We start from the raw sequence: 14860 nt of genomic DNA on the forward strand, positions 1-14860 counted from the left end.
GGTTGACCTGCGCAAACATCCGGACCTGCTGGCCAGTGGACTGCTGCCGCAGAGCCATGTCCAGTTCGGCGTACGTCAACGGACCCACGTAGTTCGCTGGCGGCGTGGTGAACACGTCGAAGGTGTCCGGCTTCTGCCCGGTCGCTGCGTAGTGGCGCTGGATCTCCAGGAACCCGATCTCTTCCAGGTACTTGAAGATCCACGCGCAGTTCTGGGCGTGGGCGACCCCAGCCCAGCGGGCGAGCGCGGTGCGGTCCAGACGCACGGCTTCGTCGCCGCGGGCGTTGATCCGGTCAGCCATCAACGCGCGAGCGACCGGGTAGATGGCGTGCCGGGCGGAACGGATCTTGCCGTTCCGAAGTGGCGGAGCGAGCAGGAGGCAGGCGTCCAGCCAGAACGGCAGCTCGATGCGGTCGGGCGACTCGCCTGCGCGGCCCCGGACGGGGCGGGTTGCTTCGTCGTGTGGCTGAGCCACGGGGTGGTCTCCTTCGCGGATCTGGAGCCCCGTCACCCCTTCGGAGTCATCGTGTTTCGCCCCACCAGCCCTTCTGCGGCTGTGCGTGAGTCGACTACACTCCTCCACGGAGCAAACGTCTCCAGGGGAAACGCGAAAGCGCTTCTTCTGGGGGCTCTGGTTCATCACGAAGCCGCCCGGGTCGCCAAACCTTTTTGAGGGCGGCTTTCGTGCTGTCTGGGGTCTTTCAGGTGCTCATCTGGGGTGGCGCAGCCCGGCCATGATCCGCCAGCGGCCACCCAGCACCAGTCGTCATCTAGGTCAAGGCCGTTGCCTCCCGAAGTCGCTGTTCCAGCTCGGCAACCTGGCGCCGAAGCCTCTCCAGCTCGTCGCGCTCGGCCTGTCGTTGGGCTGCGGGGATGATCGCGGCGCCTGGCTTGCCGTGGAACACCACCTCGAACTCCTCGCCGCGCTTGCGAACGTCCCGCAAGATCGCGCTGCGGTCTTTGTTGAACTGCTCGCTGGTCACGGTGGTCATCTCAGCCCTCCCTGTGAACACCTGGCGCAACCTTAACAGGAAGTAGCTAGTTCGTCGCAACAGGACACACACGTGTCGCACCAGCACCACCAACACCACCAGTACCTGCGTCAACGGCCATCGCGGTTCGCTAAAACGTGCGTTTCATGCACAAGTGCGTGGGGGATTCGACTGCCGGAGCGGCGCGGACGGGCCGAGATTTGTTCACTCTCCGTGTTTCCCGCCCGGTTTCCCTCCTCGGCGCTCTCCGCTGTACGCTGGCGGCGCCCTACGCGCGCGTGCGCGCGCGTGACGGTTGCGTCCTCCAGGCCCCGATCCGCCGTCGATCCCGATCGGGAAGGAGGGAAGTGGTCCGCCCGTCACGCTCGGTTCAGCAAACGGGCCACTTCCCGATCGGCGAAGCCGCCGTTCGCGGCCGGTTAACAGACCGCCTGGTCGGTTTCGGGCCGTGGGCAGGAACAACTGCGGACGCGTGTGATTGGTCTCACGTTTCCATGATTCACTGCCAACAAACCTGCTTTGACCAGCGAAAATAGATCTCGAAGCAGGTGGTCCTGGCCAGCTTCGGTTGGCTCCGCCCTCCCTACGGGCTACCGGTTCTGCCGATCGGGGGTCGCTGAGCGACCGCGAGAGCATGAAACGCACGTTTTGCGCATTCGAGTACGACCGAGCCCTGGAGGAATCGTTCGTCGAAGGCATGCGTGACTGCGGGAGCTGCCGCCTGATCGAATCCCGATCTGATCAACTCGACTTGGGCGAACGAGATCATGAAATCGGGTAGCTGATGATCTTGAGGCTGACCTCAGTTGGCTCGAGTTGGCTCGGCTGTTGACCCCTGCTGGACAGCGTGAGGAAACCTTCGATTTGGATGATCGCCGTGCCCCTCGAATTGCCCCTCGGCAACCGGCCGTTGTGGCCCCTCCGGTTGGCCCCTTGATTGGCCTGTTCGGCGCCTGCAAATTGGCCCCTCGCGAGAGCCGCAAGGAAACGCGGTGTGACCAGCCAAAACAAGGGGTCAACTGACCGGCCAATCCGGGGGCCAACCAGAGGGCCAACTGGTAGGTCACTTCAGGGGTCAGATCCCCGGCCAACTAGGAGGCTGTCAGTGGCGGGCCAACAGCCGGGGCAGCAGGTGAGCCAGGTTCGCTTCACAGCAAGGTCTCCAGGGGCTCGGTGAACCCGCGTTCAGCCATCAGCGCGATGGCGGATTCGAGTGGCTGCGGAGGCCCTTCTCCAGGTGCGGTGTGGTCGGTCGACTTCGTGGACTGCTGGGTTGACGCGCTCTAGTCGCTCCATCACACTGAGCTATCGACTAACAACGGAGGGAGATCTCCATGTGGCGTCGGCTGGCTGTTGACGAAGCGTGTCGAGACGGGTACACCTGCCCGTCCGTGTGGGCCGATGACAGCGACTCCGAGCACCTGGTGGTCGTGGGCCATCCCGTCGAGCCGGGAACCGTCCCGCTCGCCGACGGCGAGATCGCAGTTCGCATCAAGCGGCAGATCGTCGCCGACGCCAAGATCAGGTGAAAGGCATGGACGTCACCGACATCGCGGCCATCGCCGAGCGGGCGGAGACGCGCTTCCGGTTGGAGACCCTGCCGCAGTACCTCGTGCCACAGGAGGCCGATGACCTTGCTTCCTGGCGGCGAGGCGACCGGGCCCTGCCGAGCCCGGAGACCTCGCCCTGGCTGGCACACCTGCGCGACACCACCGCCGCTGGCATTCAGTGGATCAGGGTGCGCCTGCTCGATCATCCGTTGACCGAGTACAGCGAGTGGGAGCTGTACGGCTACCAGGCCAACGCCCGCGCCGGCGAGCGGATCTACGTTGCCGACCGCGCATGGGACTCCGAGCTAGCGAAGCTCGATCAGGACTTCTGGCTGTTCGACGACACCCCAGTCCTCATGCACTACGACCGGGACGGCCACTTCCTGCGCGCGGAGCAGGCATCCGAGCCTCGCGCGTACCGCGGGCTCCGCGCCCTCGCGCTGCAGCACTCCATCCCCCTGGACGAATACCTCGCCCGCCATGCTCCACGGCTGATCGCATGACCGACGCTCGACACGAACTCGCCACGGTACTCCGCGGGCTGCGCCAGGACGCGGAGCTCAGCACGACCGCGCTCGCGAAGCAGCTCGGCTGGTCGCAGTCCCGCGTGAGCCGCGTCGAACGAGGCGCCGCCCTGCCCAAACCTCCAGATGTGGAGGCATGGTGCGCCGCTGTGCGCGCTGACCCCGACCTCCGTCGGCACCTGATGGAGATCGCCGGCCAGCTCTCCGCGCAGCTCACCGAGTGGCGCCGCGAACTTGCTCCCGGCCGCCGCCGCAAGCAAGCCGAGATCCGCGAACTCGAAGCCGCCGCCAGCGTGATCCGGGTCTTCAGCTCCGACGTGATCCCAGGCCTAGCGCAGACCGGCCCGTACGCCAAGGCGATGTTCCAACTCGGCAGGTCGGACGTCACCTCCGCCGATGAGGACGTCGATGCCGTGGTCGAGGCTCGACTCGCCCGGCAGGAGGTGCTGAACACTGCGGGCAAACGGTTCGAACTGGTGATGTCCGAGGCGGCGCTGCACCGCCGTCTGCGGCGTCTGCTGACCGCAGGCGAATGGCGAGCACAGCTCGACCGCCTTGTCGATCTCGCTCGTCAGCCGAACGTGACGCTCGGCGCGGTCCCGTTCGACACGACATCACCCGTCGAGCCGCACCAGTACCACGCCTACGCGATCATCGGCGACCCAGACGTCGACGCCAGCGCTGTGGTACTCGCCGAGACCGTCACCAGAGGGCTCTCCATCCGCAGCACCGGAGAGATCACCGACTACGTGCAGCACTGCTCTGCCCTGATCCACTCCGCCGTCACCGGCGATGACCTCGTTGCTTGGCTCCAGGAGATTTCCACGCGGGACACCTCGTCATGAGTCACGCGCCGAGCTAGTCGGTTTCTCGAATAGAGGTATCGACTAGCTCGGGTACCTTGACAACTCAAGAGCGAGACGGGGGCGATGCGACGGAGGGCGCCCTCACACGAGGGCGCCCTCCGTCGCAGGACTTCGTTGATCAGCAGGTATGCGGGATCGGGCGTTCAAAGAGCACGGCGGATTCCCGAGCCGGGTACGGAAGCTGCTCGGTGTTGGCCTTCCGGACGAACCTGAAGCCGATCCGGCGGTAGTAGTCGTGCAACGCGGTGTTGTTGGTCCACGCATCCAGCCGGATCCAGTGGCGCCCCAGCCGGCGGCCGACTTGTTCGGCGTGCTGGAGCAGCTTCGCGGCGATGCCACGGCCTGCGTGGCTGCGCTTGACTACGAGCCGGTGAATGACCACGGCATCGGCCAGGTCCGCGGAACTCCACAGACCGGGGTCGCTGTTGAGGTCGATCGTGATGGTGCCGACCGGCTCCCCATCGTCCTCAGCCAGCCAGACGCTGCCAGCTGCCACGTTGCTCTTGAGCGCGTCGATCCGCACCGGGTACTGCCACTGGTCGGTGCCCTGCTTCGCGAGCCATTCACTGACCTCAGTCCACATCGTTGCCACCACGTCGGCATCGCGTTCATCGCGGGCTTGGCGAATCGTGATGGTCATCGGTTTGCTCCACCGTGGTGTCGCTCGAACTGGATGATGTGGCGATCGCCGGGTAGGACGAAGTACTCCACGCGGACGATCTTGTCGTCAGCGGTGAGGCCAGTGACGTAGTGCACTGCCACCGGTGTTCCCGCGCCGATTTCGAGCCGGCGTGCTTCATCCGGGGTGGGCATCCGCACGTAGAAGTCGTCGATCGCCAAGACTTCCGAGCCGATGATTTCCTCGATCACTGTGTTCGAGCCGCGGGGGATGTCGGCCGGGTCCGCGACCTCTGTCCCTTCAGCCAGTTCCCGCAGGTAGTACGTGTCGTTGATGTTGAACGGTTCACCATCTAGCCAGCGGATCCGCTTGCGGACGACCACCGAGGTCCCCGGTTCGATGCGAAACCGTCTTGCCACTGGCTCTGGAGCAGGCTCGATTGCGATCTCGATCGTTTGCGAGGGTGTTCGTCCCTGGTTGATCAGGTACGACATGTAGCGGTCAAGGGTGGAGGAGATCCGTGGGTCTCGCTCGGCCTGGGGTCGGTACACCATCGGCTCGGTGACCTTCACGATCCGGCCGACCCCCGACTTCGCGACGATCAAGCCCTCTTGCTCCAGGGTCCGAAGAGCGTGCCGCACGGTCACCCTGCTGACCTGGTAGTCCTCTCCGAGCGCTGCTTCTGAGGGAATTTTTTCTCCAGGTGCCAGGTCGCCGCTGCTGATCTGTTTGCGCAGGTCATCGGCCACTTTTGTGTGTAGCGGCTGTTGGTTCATCCGGGCCCCTTCTGCGTCTTGGCTTCGTTTCCCTGTTGACGGGGAGCATACCTGTTACTACATTCTCATTCAGTCCACCTGTTACAACAGGTAGTACGGGAACAACTGGAACAACATGTGGAGGTAGCGATGATCGGCAGCACGATCGACTGGGTTGAGGTGGATCGCGACATGGTCGAGGTGCTGATGCACCTGGAGCAGGTCCCGGCGTTCGCTGACGAGCTGGCCGATCACTTCGCCGAGGACTTCTGCCGCTCGGTCGACTCGGTCGAGGAGATCTACGAGCGCCAGGTGCTGGCCGGTGTCGCTCTCGCCCCAGTGATCACGTTGCCGATCCCGGCCTCCCAGCTCCGTCCGCCCGAGCTGCAGCGCGCCGCCGCCTGACCCCCGGCAGGTCGAGCGCGCTCTCATCGGTGCCGCTCCAGCACCGGATCAGCGCTCGGGGAACTCATGCCCCCGGATCCCCCGAGCGCTGGTCAGGCCACTGGAACGCCAGCAGCCGAAGCACCACTTGTTCTTTGAAGTCGTGAATACAGCGGGACTGAGCCCAGCACCCCGGCCCTGTTCGTCGCAGGTCCGTAGCCATCGCGCGCTGCGGATACCACGGTGAGCCTGGCCGGAGATCCACCGGAGTGGCCCGCGAAGGACGTACCGCAACGGCTCGCCCGCCACGCGTTCAGCGCGCGGGGGCTGGTGCGTCATGGCTCCCCAACCCGGGGGATGACCTGCGAGGTCATCACCACAGCCACAAGCCGCAAGCCCGTGTTCGTGGCTTGCCGGTCGCTCACCAGATCACAATCACCACCGAGTGGTGATCGGGCTGGTGGGCGTCTGCGGGAGGATCACGAACCACATCCAGTGGGATGAGTAGGAAGGACCACCACTATGTACGCCTCCCTTGCTCGGGACGGTGCGCCTGCCCTGACCCTGGGAGGCGTCGAGCCCGATGCCTTCACTGATCATGGGGGCCTGATCGTTCCCAAGCACGCCGTGTCGAGGCGACCCGATCAGACCGTGATCGAGGAGGCCAGCGTCGACTCCGAGCGGCCGTTGGCGGAGGTGCGGGAGCTGCACCCGGCCACGGTCAACACCGACACCGACCAGTTCCCGGCCGTCACCGACGAGATCGAAGACGAGCCCGAGGACGAGCCCGGCCCGGACTTCTCCCGGTCGGTGACGGTCACAGCGATGCCGATGCCCGTGCCGGCGCCGCCGCGCACCGAGATCCGCATGAAGCCGGTCCCGGTCGAACCGGTCAAGCAGGACGCGGAACCGGCGGACGAGACGGAGACGCCGAAGGCGAGCAGGACGACGCTGGTCGGGCTGCTGCTCGGCGAGAAGATCGAGGCTGAGGTCCCCAAGAGCGCGGTGGTCACCGCTGGGGTCTTCCTGGTCCCGGTCGCGGTGATCGCGTTCGCGTTGTCGTTCCAGATCACGCTGCCGCTGATCAAGGCCGGTGGCTGGTCCGGGACGGTCGCGCTGATGGGGCCGCTGCTGCTGGACGCCGCCGCCACGGCCGCGGCGATCTTCGGCACCCTGTCCCGGCACTACCTGTTCGTCCGGTCCGGGCGGCTGCTGTTGATCCTGGCCACGGTGCTGAGCGTGTGGCTGAACATGGACGGCCACGCCTTCTACGCAAAGCAGCATCCCGGCAGCGGCGAGTCGCTGGCGATGATCGCCTACAGCATCGCTGTCCCGATCATCCTGGCCATCCTGATCCACCTGTTCGGCACCGCCCTGGGCGTCTACCTGGAACAGAAGCAGGAACAGGAACGCCGGGAAAAAGCCGAGGCCGAGCGGGCCGAGCGGGAACGGCTGGAAGCCGAACGCAAGCGAGCGGCCGAGGCCAAGGCAGCCTCGGAGCGTAAGGCCCTGGCCGATGCCGCCCAGGCCGAGCAGGACGCGCGGATCGCGGCGCTGCCCAAGCCCAAACGCGGTGAGGTCGCCAGCAAGCAGGTCGGCATCGCCTACGGCATCGCGTACCAGGCCGCCACGTTCGCGCCGCTGCGCGACGTGCTCAAGGACGCCGGCTACAAGCTCCCGGCGTCGGAGACCACGATCAAGAACTGGCTGCCGGAGATCCGCAAGGAACTCGGCCTGGCCTGATCCGCCCGTATTCACACCACCCGGGGCTTGAAGGTCCCGGGTGGTGTGGGAGTCGGACGGCTCATCTTCCAACCGAAAACGTGCGAACGGCCCGGTCTGCCTACCGGGCCGTTCGTCTTGTTACGAGGAGGTCCTCGTGTCAGCACCGACCACGATACCGGCGGCTCCGCCCGCCGATCTTCCGACCGATCTGCTCGGCGACACCCTCGTCCACGAGGGGCTGGCGGAGTCGCTCAACGCGTTGCTGGAGGCCACCGCCGTCACCGAGCAGCGCCGCGTCTTGGCCGTTAACGCCTTCGGGCAGTGGTGCACCAAGGACGCGCTCGGCGGCTGGCAGCCGCACCGGTCCTACATGGCTGCCTACGAGGTCGCGCACGCCGAGGAGGTGGCGTGATGAACCCGGAGGCCACCGAGGCGGCGGTGAAGGCGATGTCGGCGCGGATCACGCAGGTCGCGCTGGAGCAGGTGGCCGGGGGTCGGGTGCCGAGGGCTGACGAGGTGGAGCACGCCGGGCAGGAGATTGACCGGGTGCAGCGGCGGGACCGGCGCCTGGTGCTGATCGAGATGACGGCGGTTCTGCTGGTGATCGCCGCGTTGCTGGTGCTGCCGAATGCGTTCTGAGCAGCAGTCGCCCGGACATCTCCATCTCGGGATGTCCGGGTTGTGGGCTGCTCAGCCCGTTGCCTGGTGAGGAGGTTGCTCATGTGCGAGATCCACGAGGGGCATGACGAGGTCGTGGTGGAGCGGCTTGGGGATGGCCGGTACGAGGTGCACACCGACCTCGGGTTCTGGGCGGTCGAGCCGCGTGAGGTGGTGGTGGAGGCCATCGCCCACGGCGTGGACGTCTACGACCGCCGCACGCGTGAGCTGGTGACCGACGTCAGCGCGCTCTGAGCTGCACTCGCCAGCACGAACGCGTGGTTCGTGCTGGTTCTGGGCTGCTCAGCCCGCACACGACAGGGAAGGGAGGGGCGCGGTTGCGGCGCCGGATCAGGTTGGTTCTGGAGAACGCCCACGACGGCGGGTTTTGCGAGCTGGTGGACGTGTTCCTGGACCCCGAGCACCCCAGCTCGTGCGAGGTTTTCGCCCGGCACTTCGTGGCGATGGCCGCCCGCGCGGCGCAGGAGGAGATCGAGCACGACATCGAGCGGATGCCGTGGCTGCACGACTACACGCTGCTGGTCTGCGAGGGCGGCAACACCAACGACGTCCTGCTGCGCTACCGGGAGGGGTGAGGAAGTGGGTGCTGAGGCCGCGCGCCGCGGTCGGCGCGCCGCTGGGGCGGACACGCCGCGGCGCCGCGTCACCGTCGCGAACAAGACCCTCGCGCGGGTGGCCGCGCAGCGTGCTCGGCTCTCCAGCGGTTTCGCGAAGGCCAGGACGGACCGGGAGCGGCTGGCGGTGCTCTGCGATGCGCTGCGCGCGGCCTCGGCGCCCGGCTCGCACCAGCCGCCCGGCACACAGCCGTCGTTCGGGCCGCTGCTGGCGGCGCTGCGCACCGCGGTCGCCGAGCTGCACCAGGCGCAGGAAAAGCACGCTCGGCGGGTCCTCGACATCGAGGCCCGCGCGAGGCGACGACGAGAACGGAAGGAGGCAGCATGACCATGAGCAATTCCCAGGCGGCTGCGGCCGCTGCGACCGCGCCGGATCCTGAGGACCAGCAGGCCGTGCCGGAGCGGCCCGAGCTGCGGCTGATCTCCGGCGTGGATGACCTGGAGGTGCCGGAGGGCACCGAGGCGCAGCCCCCGCTGCCCTACCGCATCCACGCCGGGCTGGCCGAGGCGCTGACCAAGCTGCCCGGGATGTGGAGCCAGCGCCAGCCCGCCCTGGCCGAGATCGTGGAGTACTCGCTGCACGGTGACTGGACGGCCAACTCGAAGTGGCGCTCCGCGCACCTGCTCGGCGTGATCCTGCTGTGCCTGCCCGCGGGGCTGCTGGCGGTCGCGTTGATCCACCTGTCCCGCAAGCCCAGCCGGGTGCTGATCGCCCTGGCGGTGCTGCTGATCCTCGGCTACGCCCTGTAGGAGGTTGTCCACGATGGAACAGATCTTCACGTGGCTGCTGCCCTCGAGCATGCTCGGGCTCGGCGGTCGCCTGCTGCTGATCTCGTTCGTGCTCCAGCTGCTGACCCCGCAGAATTCCAAGGCCGCGATCTGGCTGGCGGTGATCGGAGGTTTCGGCGTCGGCGGCGGTGCCGGCGGGTGGCTCGGGCAGCGCCTGGCGGGCGCGACGACCGCGGCCGCGTCGTTCACCGAGCGCTGGACCGCCCAGCTGGTGGGCACCGGATTCGGATTCTTGATCTTCCTGGTCCTGTTCATCTTCGTCTGGAAGTACGCGGGCAAGGGTGGTTCCGGGCTGCAGTCCAAGGGCAAGTCCAAGGTCGCCAAGGTCAAGCAGATTGCCTGGCTGCTGGGGTTCGCCCTGGCCGGCACCGCGGTGGCTGGGCTGCCCGAAATCTATGGCTGGGCCGACGGCGCCATCGGCGCCGTCCACTCCGGGATCACCGCCGCGCTGCCCTCCTGAGGGCGCGGCAGCGCCGAACGGTTCACCCGCGAACGGCGGTGTGCCGGGTTCGATTCCCGGACGGCGCACGCCCTCACCCCCAATTTCACCGAATGGAGCAGGCAATGGAGTTCGTGCTCTGGCTGGTGATCTTCGGTATCGCCCGTGTGGTCAAGGGCGGTGTGGAGAACACCATCGCGATCTTGAAGGGGACCGAGCCCCCGGAGATCACCAAGTTCAAGTCGAGACAGGAATCCGGTGGGTTCGGCTCGAAGATGGCCGGATTGCTGGGGCGTCCGCCGCGCAAGCCGAAGAAGGACAAACCGCCGAAGCAGCCGGGCGCGGTCCGTCAGGTGTTTCGGGCCTGGAAGGCCAACACCGCGGCGCAGGCGGTCGACAAGATGAACCGCCGTCACCAGCGGCGGACGGCGTGGTACCGCGAGCACGGCGCCGGCATCCAGGACGAGCGGTGGCACATCAAGCAGCAGGCCAAGCTGCGCAAGCAGCAGCAGAAGCTCGAGGAGCTGCGGGTGCGCAAGGGCTTGGTCGACCCGCCGGAGCAGGTTGAGGGCCAGGTGGTCGAGCCCCAGCCCGAGCAGCAGGAGCGGCTGCCGGAGAACGTCGCGAGCCTCGACCAGGCTCGTGAGAAGAAGGGCCAGAACGACGGCCCGGCTGAGCAGATCGACCCGTGGTTGGAGCGAGCGAAGAAGGACCCGCACTTCTGCGTGATGGCGCCAGAGGGCGAGGTCAATCGCCACAAGCGGAGCGTCATCGAGCCGGACCGGTGCCAGTGGTGCGACAAGTGCCTGGGCGGTCCGCCTGGTTCCGCCCAGCAGGACGAGGCGGTCAAGGACGGTGACCAGACCGAGTCCAGCGCCGAGCCCGCGCAGGCCAAGAGCGCTGCTGAGAAGTCCACCGATCTGGCTGCCACCACGGCGGCCAGCACCACTACTTCTGGAGGTACCGGCATGTATGAGGCCGCTGCGGACAGGCTGCACGAGAAGGCCGCTGACATCGACTCCTACAACCAGGACTTGGCCGTGTTCGCGGAGCGGTTGGCGACCGACGGGTGGGGTGTGGAGGTGACCGGGCCGCCCGCCGACATCGCCGGGTCGTTGGGGGAAGCCGCGGGGATCATGCGGGACGTGGCGAACTCGATGCGCGAGCAGGGCGGCAACGTCGCCCGGGCCTACGAGGCGGCACCGTTCGCGCCGGACAAGGACAAGCTCGTGCGCGTCTGAGCCGCACTCGAGCACACCGCCCCACCATCCTCCAGCGGGTGGTGGGGCGGTGTGGTCTGTGGGCAGCTCAGCCCCATCTTCCACCTGATGTTGAGAGGATCCGTGATGGACATCACGACCGAGGCGACCCCGGCCTACATCAAGGACGGTCTGTGCCAGGCCGCCCAGGACCTGCGGGAGATCGCCGACGACAACGCCGCGATGCGCGCGGAGTTCGAGTCCGAGGGCTGGTCCGGGCTGGAGCAGCTGGCCATGGCCGGGGACAAGATCGGCGCGGCCTACGACTCCCTGCTGAGCCTGGGCGAGAAGTTCGGGTTGGCCGAGGAGGTCGCGGCGGCCTACCAGGCCAACGAGATGGTCGGCAGCAAGCGCACCGTCACCGAGGTCGAAGGCGCCTGAGCTGGCGGCCACACCGGCGGCGTGATTACCCAGCAGACCTGGTGGGACTGCTGGGTTTTCTTGTGGCCGGTCAACCACCACCTGCACGCTTTGCAGCCGAGCCTTGTTGGGAGAAGGCCATGAGCATGACCGTGTCGATGCCGAAGATGCCGCGGGCCAAGCGGCGGTGGGCGACCGAGCAGACCGCGGCGCACTCGGCGACCACCACCACCGTCAAGCCCCAGGCGAGTGCTGCGGTTCCGCCGGAGCACCGGGCGGCGATCCTGGAGCGGGCGAGCCTGCGCCGCTGGCCGTGGACCGCCGCGGCCACCACCGCCGGTCTGGGCGCGATGTCGTGGGGCTTCACCGCGCTGTTCGCCACCGCCGGGGTCGGTGCGGCGCCGGTGGCTGGCACCGTGGCCGGGCTGCCGTTGGCGATCGGGTTCATCGCCGCGTGGAAGGCCCGCGACGAGGCCCGCTGGATCCCCGACATCGCCGCCGGGGCGGCCGCCGCCGCGGGGTTCACCTTCTGGTGCGGGATGACCGGCTGGTCCTGGTGGCACACGCTGGTGTTGCTGGTCGGCACCGTCGTGCTCGGCGCCCGCTGGTGGAACGCCCACCCCGTTGGCCCCGGCATCGAGCCCCTCTGGGAACCCGCCGACACCGAGATCGCCACCGCAACCGAGGTGGTGCCGGAGTCGGCGAAGACCGCCGCACCGGAGCCGGATCTGCTCGCGGAGCTGTGGGAGGCGAACCTGGGCGGGCCGAACAAGCGGTTCGCCGGGTCCTACCTCACCGACCGCCAGGACACCGAGTACACCACCTCCTACACCGTGCAGCTGGTCTCCGGCGACCAGACCTACGAGGCGTTGATGAACCACGCGATGTATGTCGCCTCGGGGCTGCAGATCGACCGGACTGACCTGGTCATCGAGCCGCCCACGCGCACCAAGGGCGGGAAGAGGGGCGGGGCCGACACCGCCAAGCTCACGGTGATCACCACCGACCCGGTCGCCGAACCACGCTTGTGGTCGGGCCCGCGGTGGAACAACGGCCGGGTCGAGGGCCTGGGCCGCTACATCGACGGCTCCGGCGAGGTCGGGGTGAAGATCTTCGACCACAAGGGCTCCAAGCGCCTGATGATCGTCGGCGACTCCGGCGGCGGCAAGTCCGCCGCCGCCAACACCATCGTCACCTCGGTGATGTCCTCGGGGCTGTTCAACCTGATCTACATCGACCCCAAGGGCAACTCCAGTGCGGCGCTGCGTGGCGTCGCGCGGGTGGCGATCATCGGCAAGGAAGCCGCGTCGAAGGCACCGCAGCTGATGGATGCGCTGCGTGCCCACCGCTCGGCGTGGTCTACGGCCAACGGCAAGGACCTGCTGCTTCCCAGCGCCTCGTTCCCGGGGCTGTTCACCCTGCACGACGAGGTCGGGTTGATGGCCAAGGACCATGCCTGGGCCAACGCCTGGGGCGAGTTCGCCAACATCCAGCGCTCGCTGGGGATCCCAATCGCCGGGATGAACCAGTACCTGCACGAGAGCTACTGGGGCGGGGACCGCGTCCGTTCCGCGTTCGCCCAGCAGGTCGTCGCGTTCCGGATCTCCAGTAAGAGCGACGACCTGGTGCCGGGGCTGGAGTTCAAGCCCCGCGACCTGCCGGTGGACGAGCACGGCGAGACCATCCCCGGCTTCGCGGTGCACGTCGGCCTCGGGCGCCGCAACGTCCCCGCCCTGTGGGACTGGTTGCCCACCGACTCCGACCTGGAAGATGACCCGGACTTCACCCCGCCGTACCGCACCAGCACGGCGTTCGAGACGTTCTTCAAGACCCCCGACCTGCACCCTGTCGACGTCGCCGCCATCGAGTCCATCCTCGGGCCCGCCATCAACGGACGGTGGGTCGTCGGGCCCGGCGGTAGCCACCAGTTCGAGAAGAAGAAGAAGGGCTCGGCCGCGGGCAGCGCTGGCGGTCGGCAGTCCCGCGGCGGTTTCGGTGCCAGCACATCGGAGGAGGGCGGGTCGCGGTCCTCCGGTGAGCAGTGCAGGCCCCGCGTGCTGGCCCTGATCGAGGGCGGCACCACCCGTCGGGCCGAGATCATCGCGGCCCTGCCGCAGTTCGCGGAGAAGACCGTGGACAAGGCTTTGTCCGAGCTCGTCGCCGATGGGGAGGTGTGCAACACCGCCCGCGGCGTCTACGAGGTCTGAGCCGCACTCGACCAGCCGCCCCGCGCCACCGTCGGCGTGGGACGGCTGGTCTGTGGGCAGCTCAGCCCACACCTCATTCCCCTTTTGCCCACTTGTCCTTGGGAGGGGCCGTGTCGACCGATCGAGGTGGTTCGCCGCCCAGCAGCGTCGGCACCTGGTCACCACGGCGGTGCTCGGCGTCGTGGTGACCACCGGCAACTCAGTTCCGTCCACTCAGGAGGCACCGACGATGCGCATCACGGAACAGCACAGGACCGCGGCCAGGACCGCGGCATGATGGGCCGCACCCACGCGTTATCCGGCGCCCTGGTCGGACTGCTAACCGGGCCTCTGGTCGGGCTGCACACTGCGGTGGAGGTGCTGCCGTTCGCGGCGGTGACCGCCGGGTACGCCCTGGTGCCAGACCTGGATCACCCGCGGGCGACCGCATCGCGCAGCCTCGGGGTGTACACCGGCACGCTGTCGCGGCTGCTGCGCGCTGTCTCGGCGTGGCTGTATGCCCGCACGAAAGGACCCCGCGCCGCACGCGGGGACGGTACGCACCGGCATTTCACCCACACCGCCGTGTTCGCGGTGCTGTTGGGCGCGGTGTGCTGGGCCAGTACCCAGCTCGGCGGCCTGGTCGCGGTGGTGGCGTGGATCGGCTTCGGGCTGCTGCTGGCCGTCGACCGGCTCGGCATGATCGCGCTGGTCGCCTTCGCCGCCGGTGCGCTGGCCTGGATTCCGGTTGTGCTCAACGGAATCGTCGGTACCGAACTGGCGGTGGTCAGCGACGGGCTGTGCGACTGGCTGTGGATCGCGGTGAGCCTCGGCTGCCTCGTTCACGACGCCGGGGATGCGCTCACCGAGTCCGGCTGCCCGATCCTGTGGCCGATCCCGATCGCCGGGGAGACCTGGTACGAGATCCGGCCTCCCGCCGTCGTGAGGTTTCGCACCGGCCGCGCCGCCGAGCAGTGCGTGGTGTTTCCCGCACTGGCCGCCGGGTGCGTGCTGGCGCTGCCCGGCGCCTGGACGGTGCTGACCCACCTCGTCCTCACCGCTGTCGAGCGCTGAACCGCACTCGCCAGCACGGCGCCGCGCCGGGGCTCCGTGCTGGCTG

At 67.9% G+C, this 14860-nt stretch carries 20 protein-coding genes; 16 read left to right on the top strand and 4 right to left on the bottom strand.

Features of this window, described 5'->3' with window-relative positions; all coding sequences use genetic code 11:
* Positions 1-475 (bottom strand): hypothetical protein (locus ABT324_RS27985; protein WP_351183511.1); only part of this gene is annotated, 475 nt, incomplete at its 3' end.
* A 295-nt stretch (positions 476-770) separates the two neighbouring features.
* Positions 771-992, bottom strand: coding sequence for a type II toxin-antitoxin system Phd/YefM family antitoxin (locus ABT324_RS27990; protein WP_351183513.1), 222 nt, complete (start codon positions 990-992; stop codon positions 771-773).
* 1334 nt (positions 993-2326) lie between these two features.
* On the opposite strand from ABT324_RS27990, the gene ABT324_RS27995 reads away from it, so the two are divergent.
* The 3 genes from ABT324_RS27995 to ABT324_RS28005 are packed head-to-tail and all read left to right on the top strand — an operon-like array spanning position 2327 to position 3911.
* Positions 2327-2521 (top strand): hypothetical protein, encoded by a 195-nt coding sequence (locus ABT324_RS27995; RefSeq protein WP_351183515.1) that lies wholly within the window; start codon positions 2327-2329, stop codon positions 2519-2521.
* A gap of 5 nt (positions 2522-2526) precedes the next feature.
* Positions 2527-3045 carry a DUF6879 family protein gene (locus ABT324_RS28000; RefSeq protein WP_351183517.1) on the top strand — a complete coding sequence of 173 codons (519 nt, stop codon included), beginning with the start codon at positions 2527-2529 and terminating at the stop codon, positions 3043-3045.
* Entirely contained in the window at positions 3042-3911 is an 870-nt protein-coding gene (locus ABT324_RS28005; protein ID WP_351183519.1) for a helix-turn-helix domain-containing protein, read from the top strand. The genes ABT324_RS28000 and ABT324_RS28005 overlap by 4 nt, the downstream gene beginning before the upstream one ends.
* 139 nt (positions 3912-4050) lie before the next feature.
* Here the strand turns inward: ABT324_RS28005 and ABT324_RS28010 are convergent, their stop codons facing one another.
* Together ABT324_RS28010 and ABT324_RS28015 are read right to left on the bottom strand one after the other, a co-directional pair.
* Positions 4051-4572, bottom strand: coding sequence for a GNAT family N-acetyltransferase (locus ABT324_RS28010; RefSeq protein ID WP_351183521.1), 522 nt, complete (start codon positions 4570-4572; stop codon positions 4051-4053).
* Complete coding sequence (locus ABT324_RS28015) at positions 4569-5327, bottom strand: GntR family transcriptional regulator (RefSeq protein WP_351183523.1); 759 nt, start codon at positions 5325-5327, stop codon at positions 4569-4571. Before ABT324_RS28015 ends, ABT324_RS28010 begins: the two co-directional genes overlap by 4 nt.
* A gap of 129 nt (positions 5328-5456) precedes the next feature.
* Between ABT324_RS28015 and ABT324_RS28020 the strand changes: the two genes are divergently transcribed.
* The 13 genes from ABT324_RS28020 (at position 5457) to ABT324_RS28080 (ending at position 14814) form a co-directional block, all read left to right on the top strand.
* The gene (locus tag ABT324_RS28020) at positions 5457-5711 is read left to right on the top strand and encodes a hypothetical protein (RefSeq protein WP_351183525.1); all 255 of its coding nucleotides are present in this window, start codon (positions 5457-5459) and stop codon (positions 5709-5711) included.
* 630 nt (positions 5712-6341) lie between these two features.
* On the top strand, positions 6342-7433 hold the full coding sequence (locus ABT324_RS28025; RefSeq protein ID WP_351183527.1) for a hypothetical protein: 1092 nt from the start codon (positions 6342-6344) through the stop codon (positions 7431-7433).
* Between the two features lie 136 nt (positions 7434-7569).
* Complete coding sequence (locus ABT324_RS28030) at positions 7570-7827, top strand: hypothetical protein (protein WP_351183529.1); 258 nt, start codon at positions 7570-7572, stop codon at positions 7825-7827.
* Positions 7824-8054 (top strand): hypothetical protein, encoded by a 231-nt coding sequence (locus ABT324_RS28035; RefSeq protein ID WP_351183531.1) that lies wholly within the window; start codon positions 7824-7826, stop codon positions 8052-8054. The genes ABT324_RS28030 and ABT324_RS28035 overlap by 4 nt, the downstream gene beginning before the upstream one ends.
* Before the next feature lie 81 nt (positions 8055-8135).
* Positions 8136-8327 carry a hypothetical protein gene (locus ABT324_RS28040; RefSeq protein WP_351183533.1) on the top strand — a complete coding sequence of 64 codons (192 nt, stop codon included), beginning with the start codon at positions 8136-8138 and terminating at the stop codon, positions 8325-8327.
* Positions 8328-8410: 83 nt separating this feature from the next.
* Positions 8411-8668 (top strand): hypothetical protein, encoded by a 258-nt coding sequence (locus ABT324_RS28045; RefSeq protein ID WP_351183535.1) that lies wholly within the window; start codon positions 8411-8413, stop codon positions 8666-8668.
* A gap of 4 nt (positions 8669-8672) precedes the next feature.
* Positions 8673-9035, top strand: coding sequence for a hypothetical protein (locus tag ABT324_RS28050; protein WP_351183537.1), 363 nt, complete (start codon positions 8673-8675; stop codon positions 9033-9035).
* Positions 9032-9457 carry a hypothetical protein gene (locus ABT324_RS28055; protein ID WP_351183539.1) on the top strand — a complete coding sequence of 142 codons (426 nt, stop codon included), beginning with the start codon at positions 9032-9034 and terminating at the stop codon, positions 9455-9457. The genes ABT324_RS28050 and ABT324_RS28055 overlap by 4 nt, the downstream gene beginning before the upstream one ends.
* 13 nt (positions 9458-9470) lie before the next feature.
* Positions 9471-9956, top strand: coding sequence for a hypothetical protein (locus ABT324_RS28060; protein ID WP_351183541.1), 486 nt, complete (start codon positions 9471-9473; stop codon positions 9954-9956).
* A gap of 104 nt (positions 9957-10060) precedes the next feature.
* Positions 10061-11176, top strand: a complete 1116-nt coding sequence (locus ABT324_RS28065; RefSeq protein ID WP_351183543.1) for a hypothetical protein — start codon at positions 10061-10063, stop codon at positions 11174-11176.
* 105 nt (positions 11177-11281) lie between these two features.
* A complete protein-coding gene (locus tag ABT324_RS28070) occupies positions 11282-11575 on the top strand; it encodes a hypothetical protein (RefSeq protein WP_351183545.1) in 294 nt (97 codons plus the stop codon).
* A 119-nt stretch (positions 11576-11694) separates the two neighbouring features.
* Positions 11695-13761: a hypothetical protein gene (locus ABT324_RS28075; RefSeq protein WP_351183547.1), complete on the top strand. Its 2067-nt coding sequence runs from the start codon at positions 11695-11697 to the stop codon at positions 13759-13761.
* 273 nt (positions 13762-14034) lie between these two features.
* Complete coding sequence (locus tag ABT324_RS28080) at positions 14035-14814, top strand: metal-dependent hydrolase (RefSeq protein WP_351183549.1); 780 nt, start codon at positions 14035-14037, stop codon at positions 14812-14814.
* Positions 14815-14860: the final 46 nt, after the last annotated feature.

It is taken from the genome of Saccharopolyspora sp. NPDC000359 (genome assembly GCF_040300525.1).
In the GTDB taxonomy this organism is placed as follows: domain Bacteria; phylum Actinomycetota; class Actinomycetes; order Mycobacteriales; family Pseudonocardiaceae; genus Saccharopolyspora.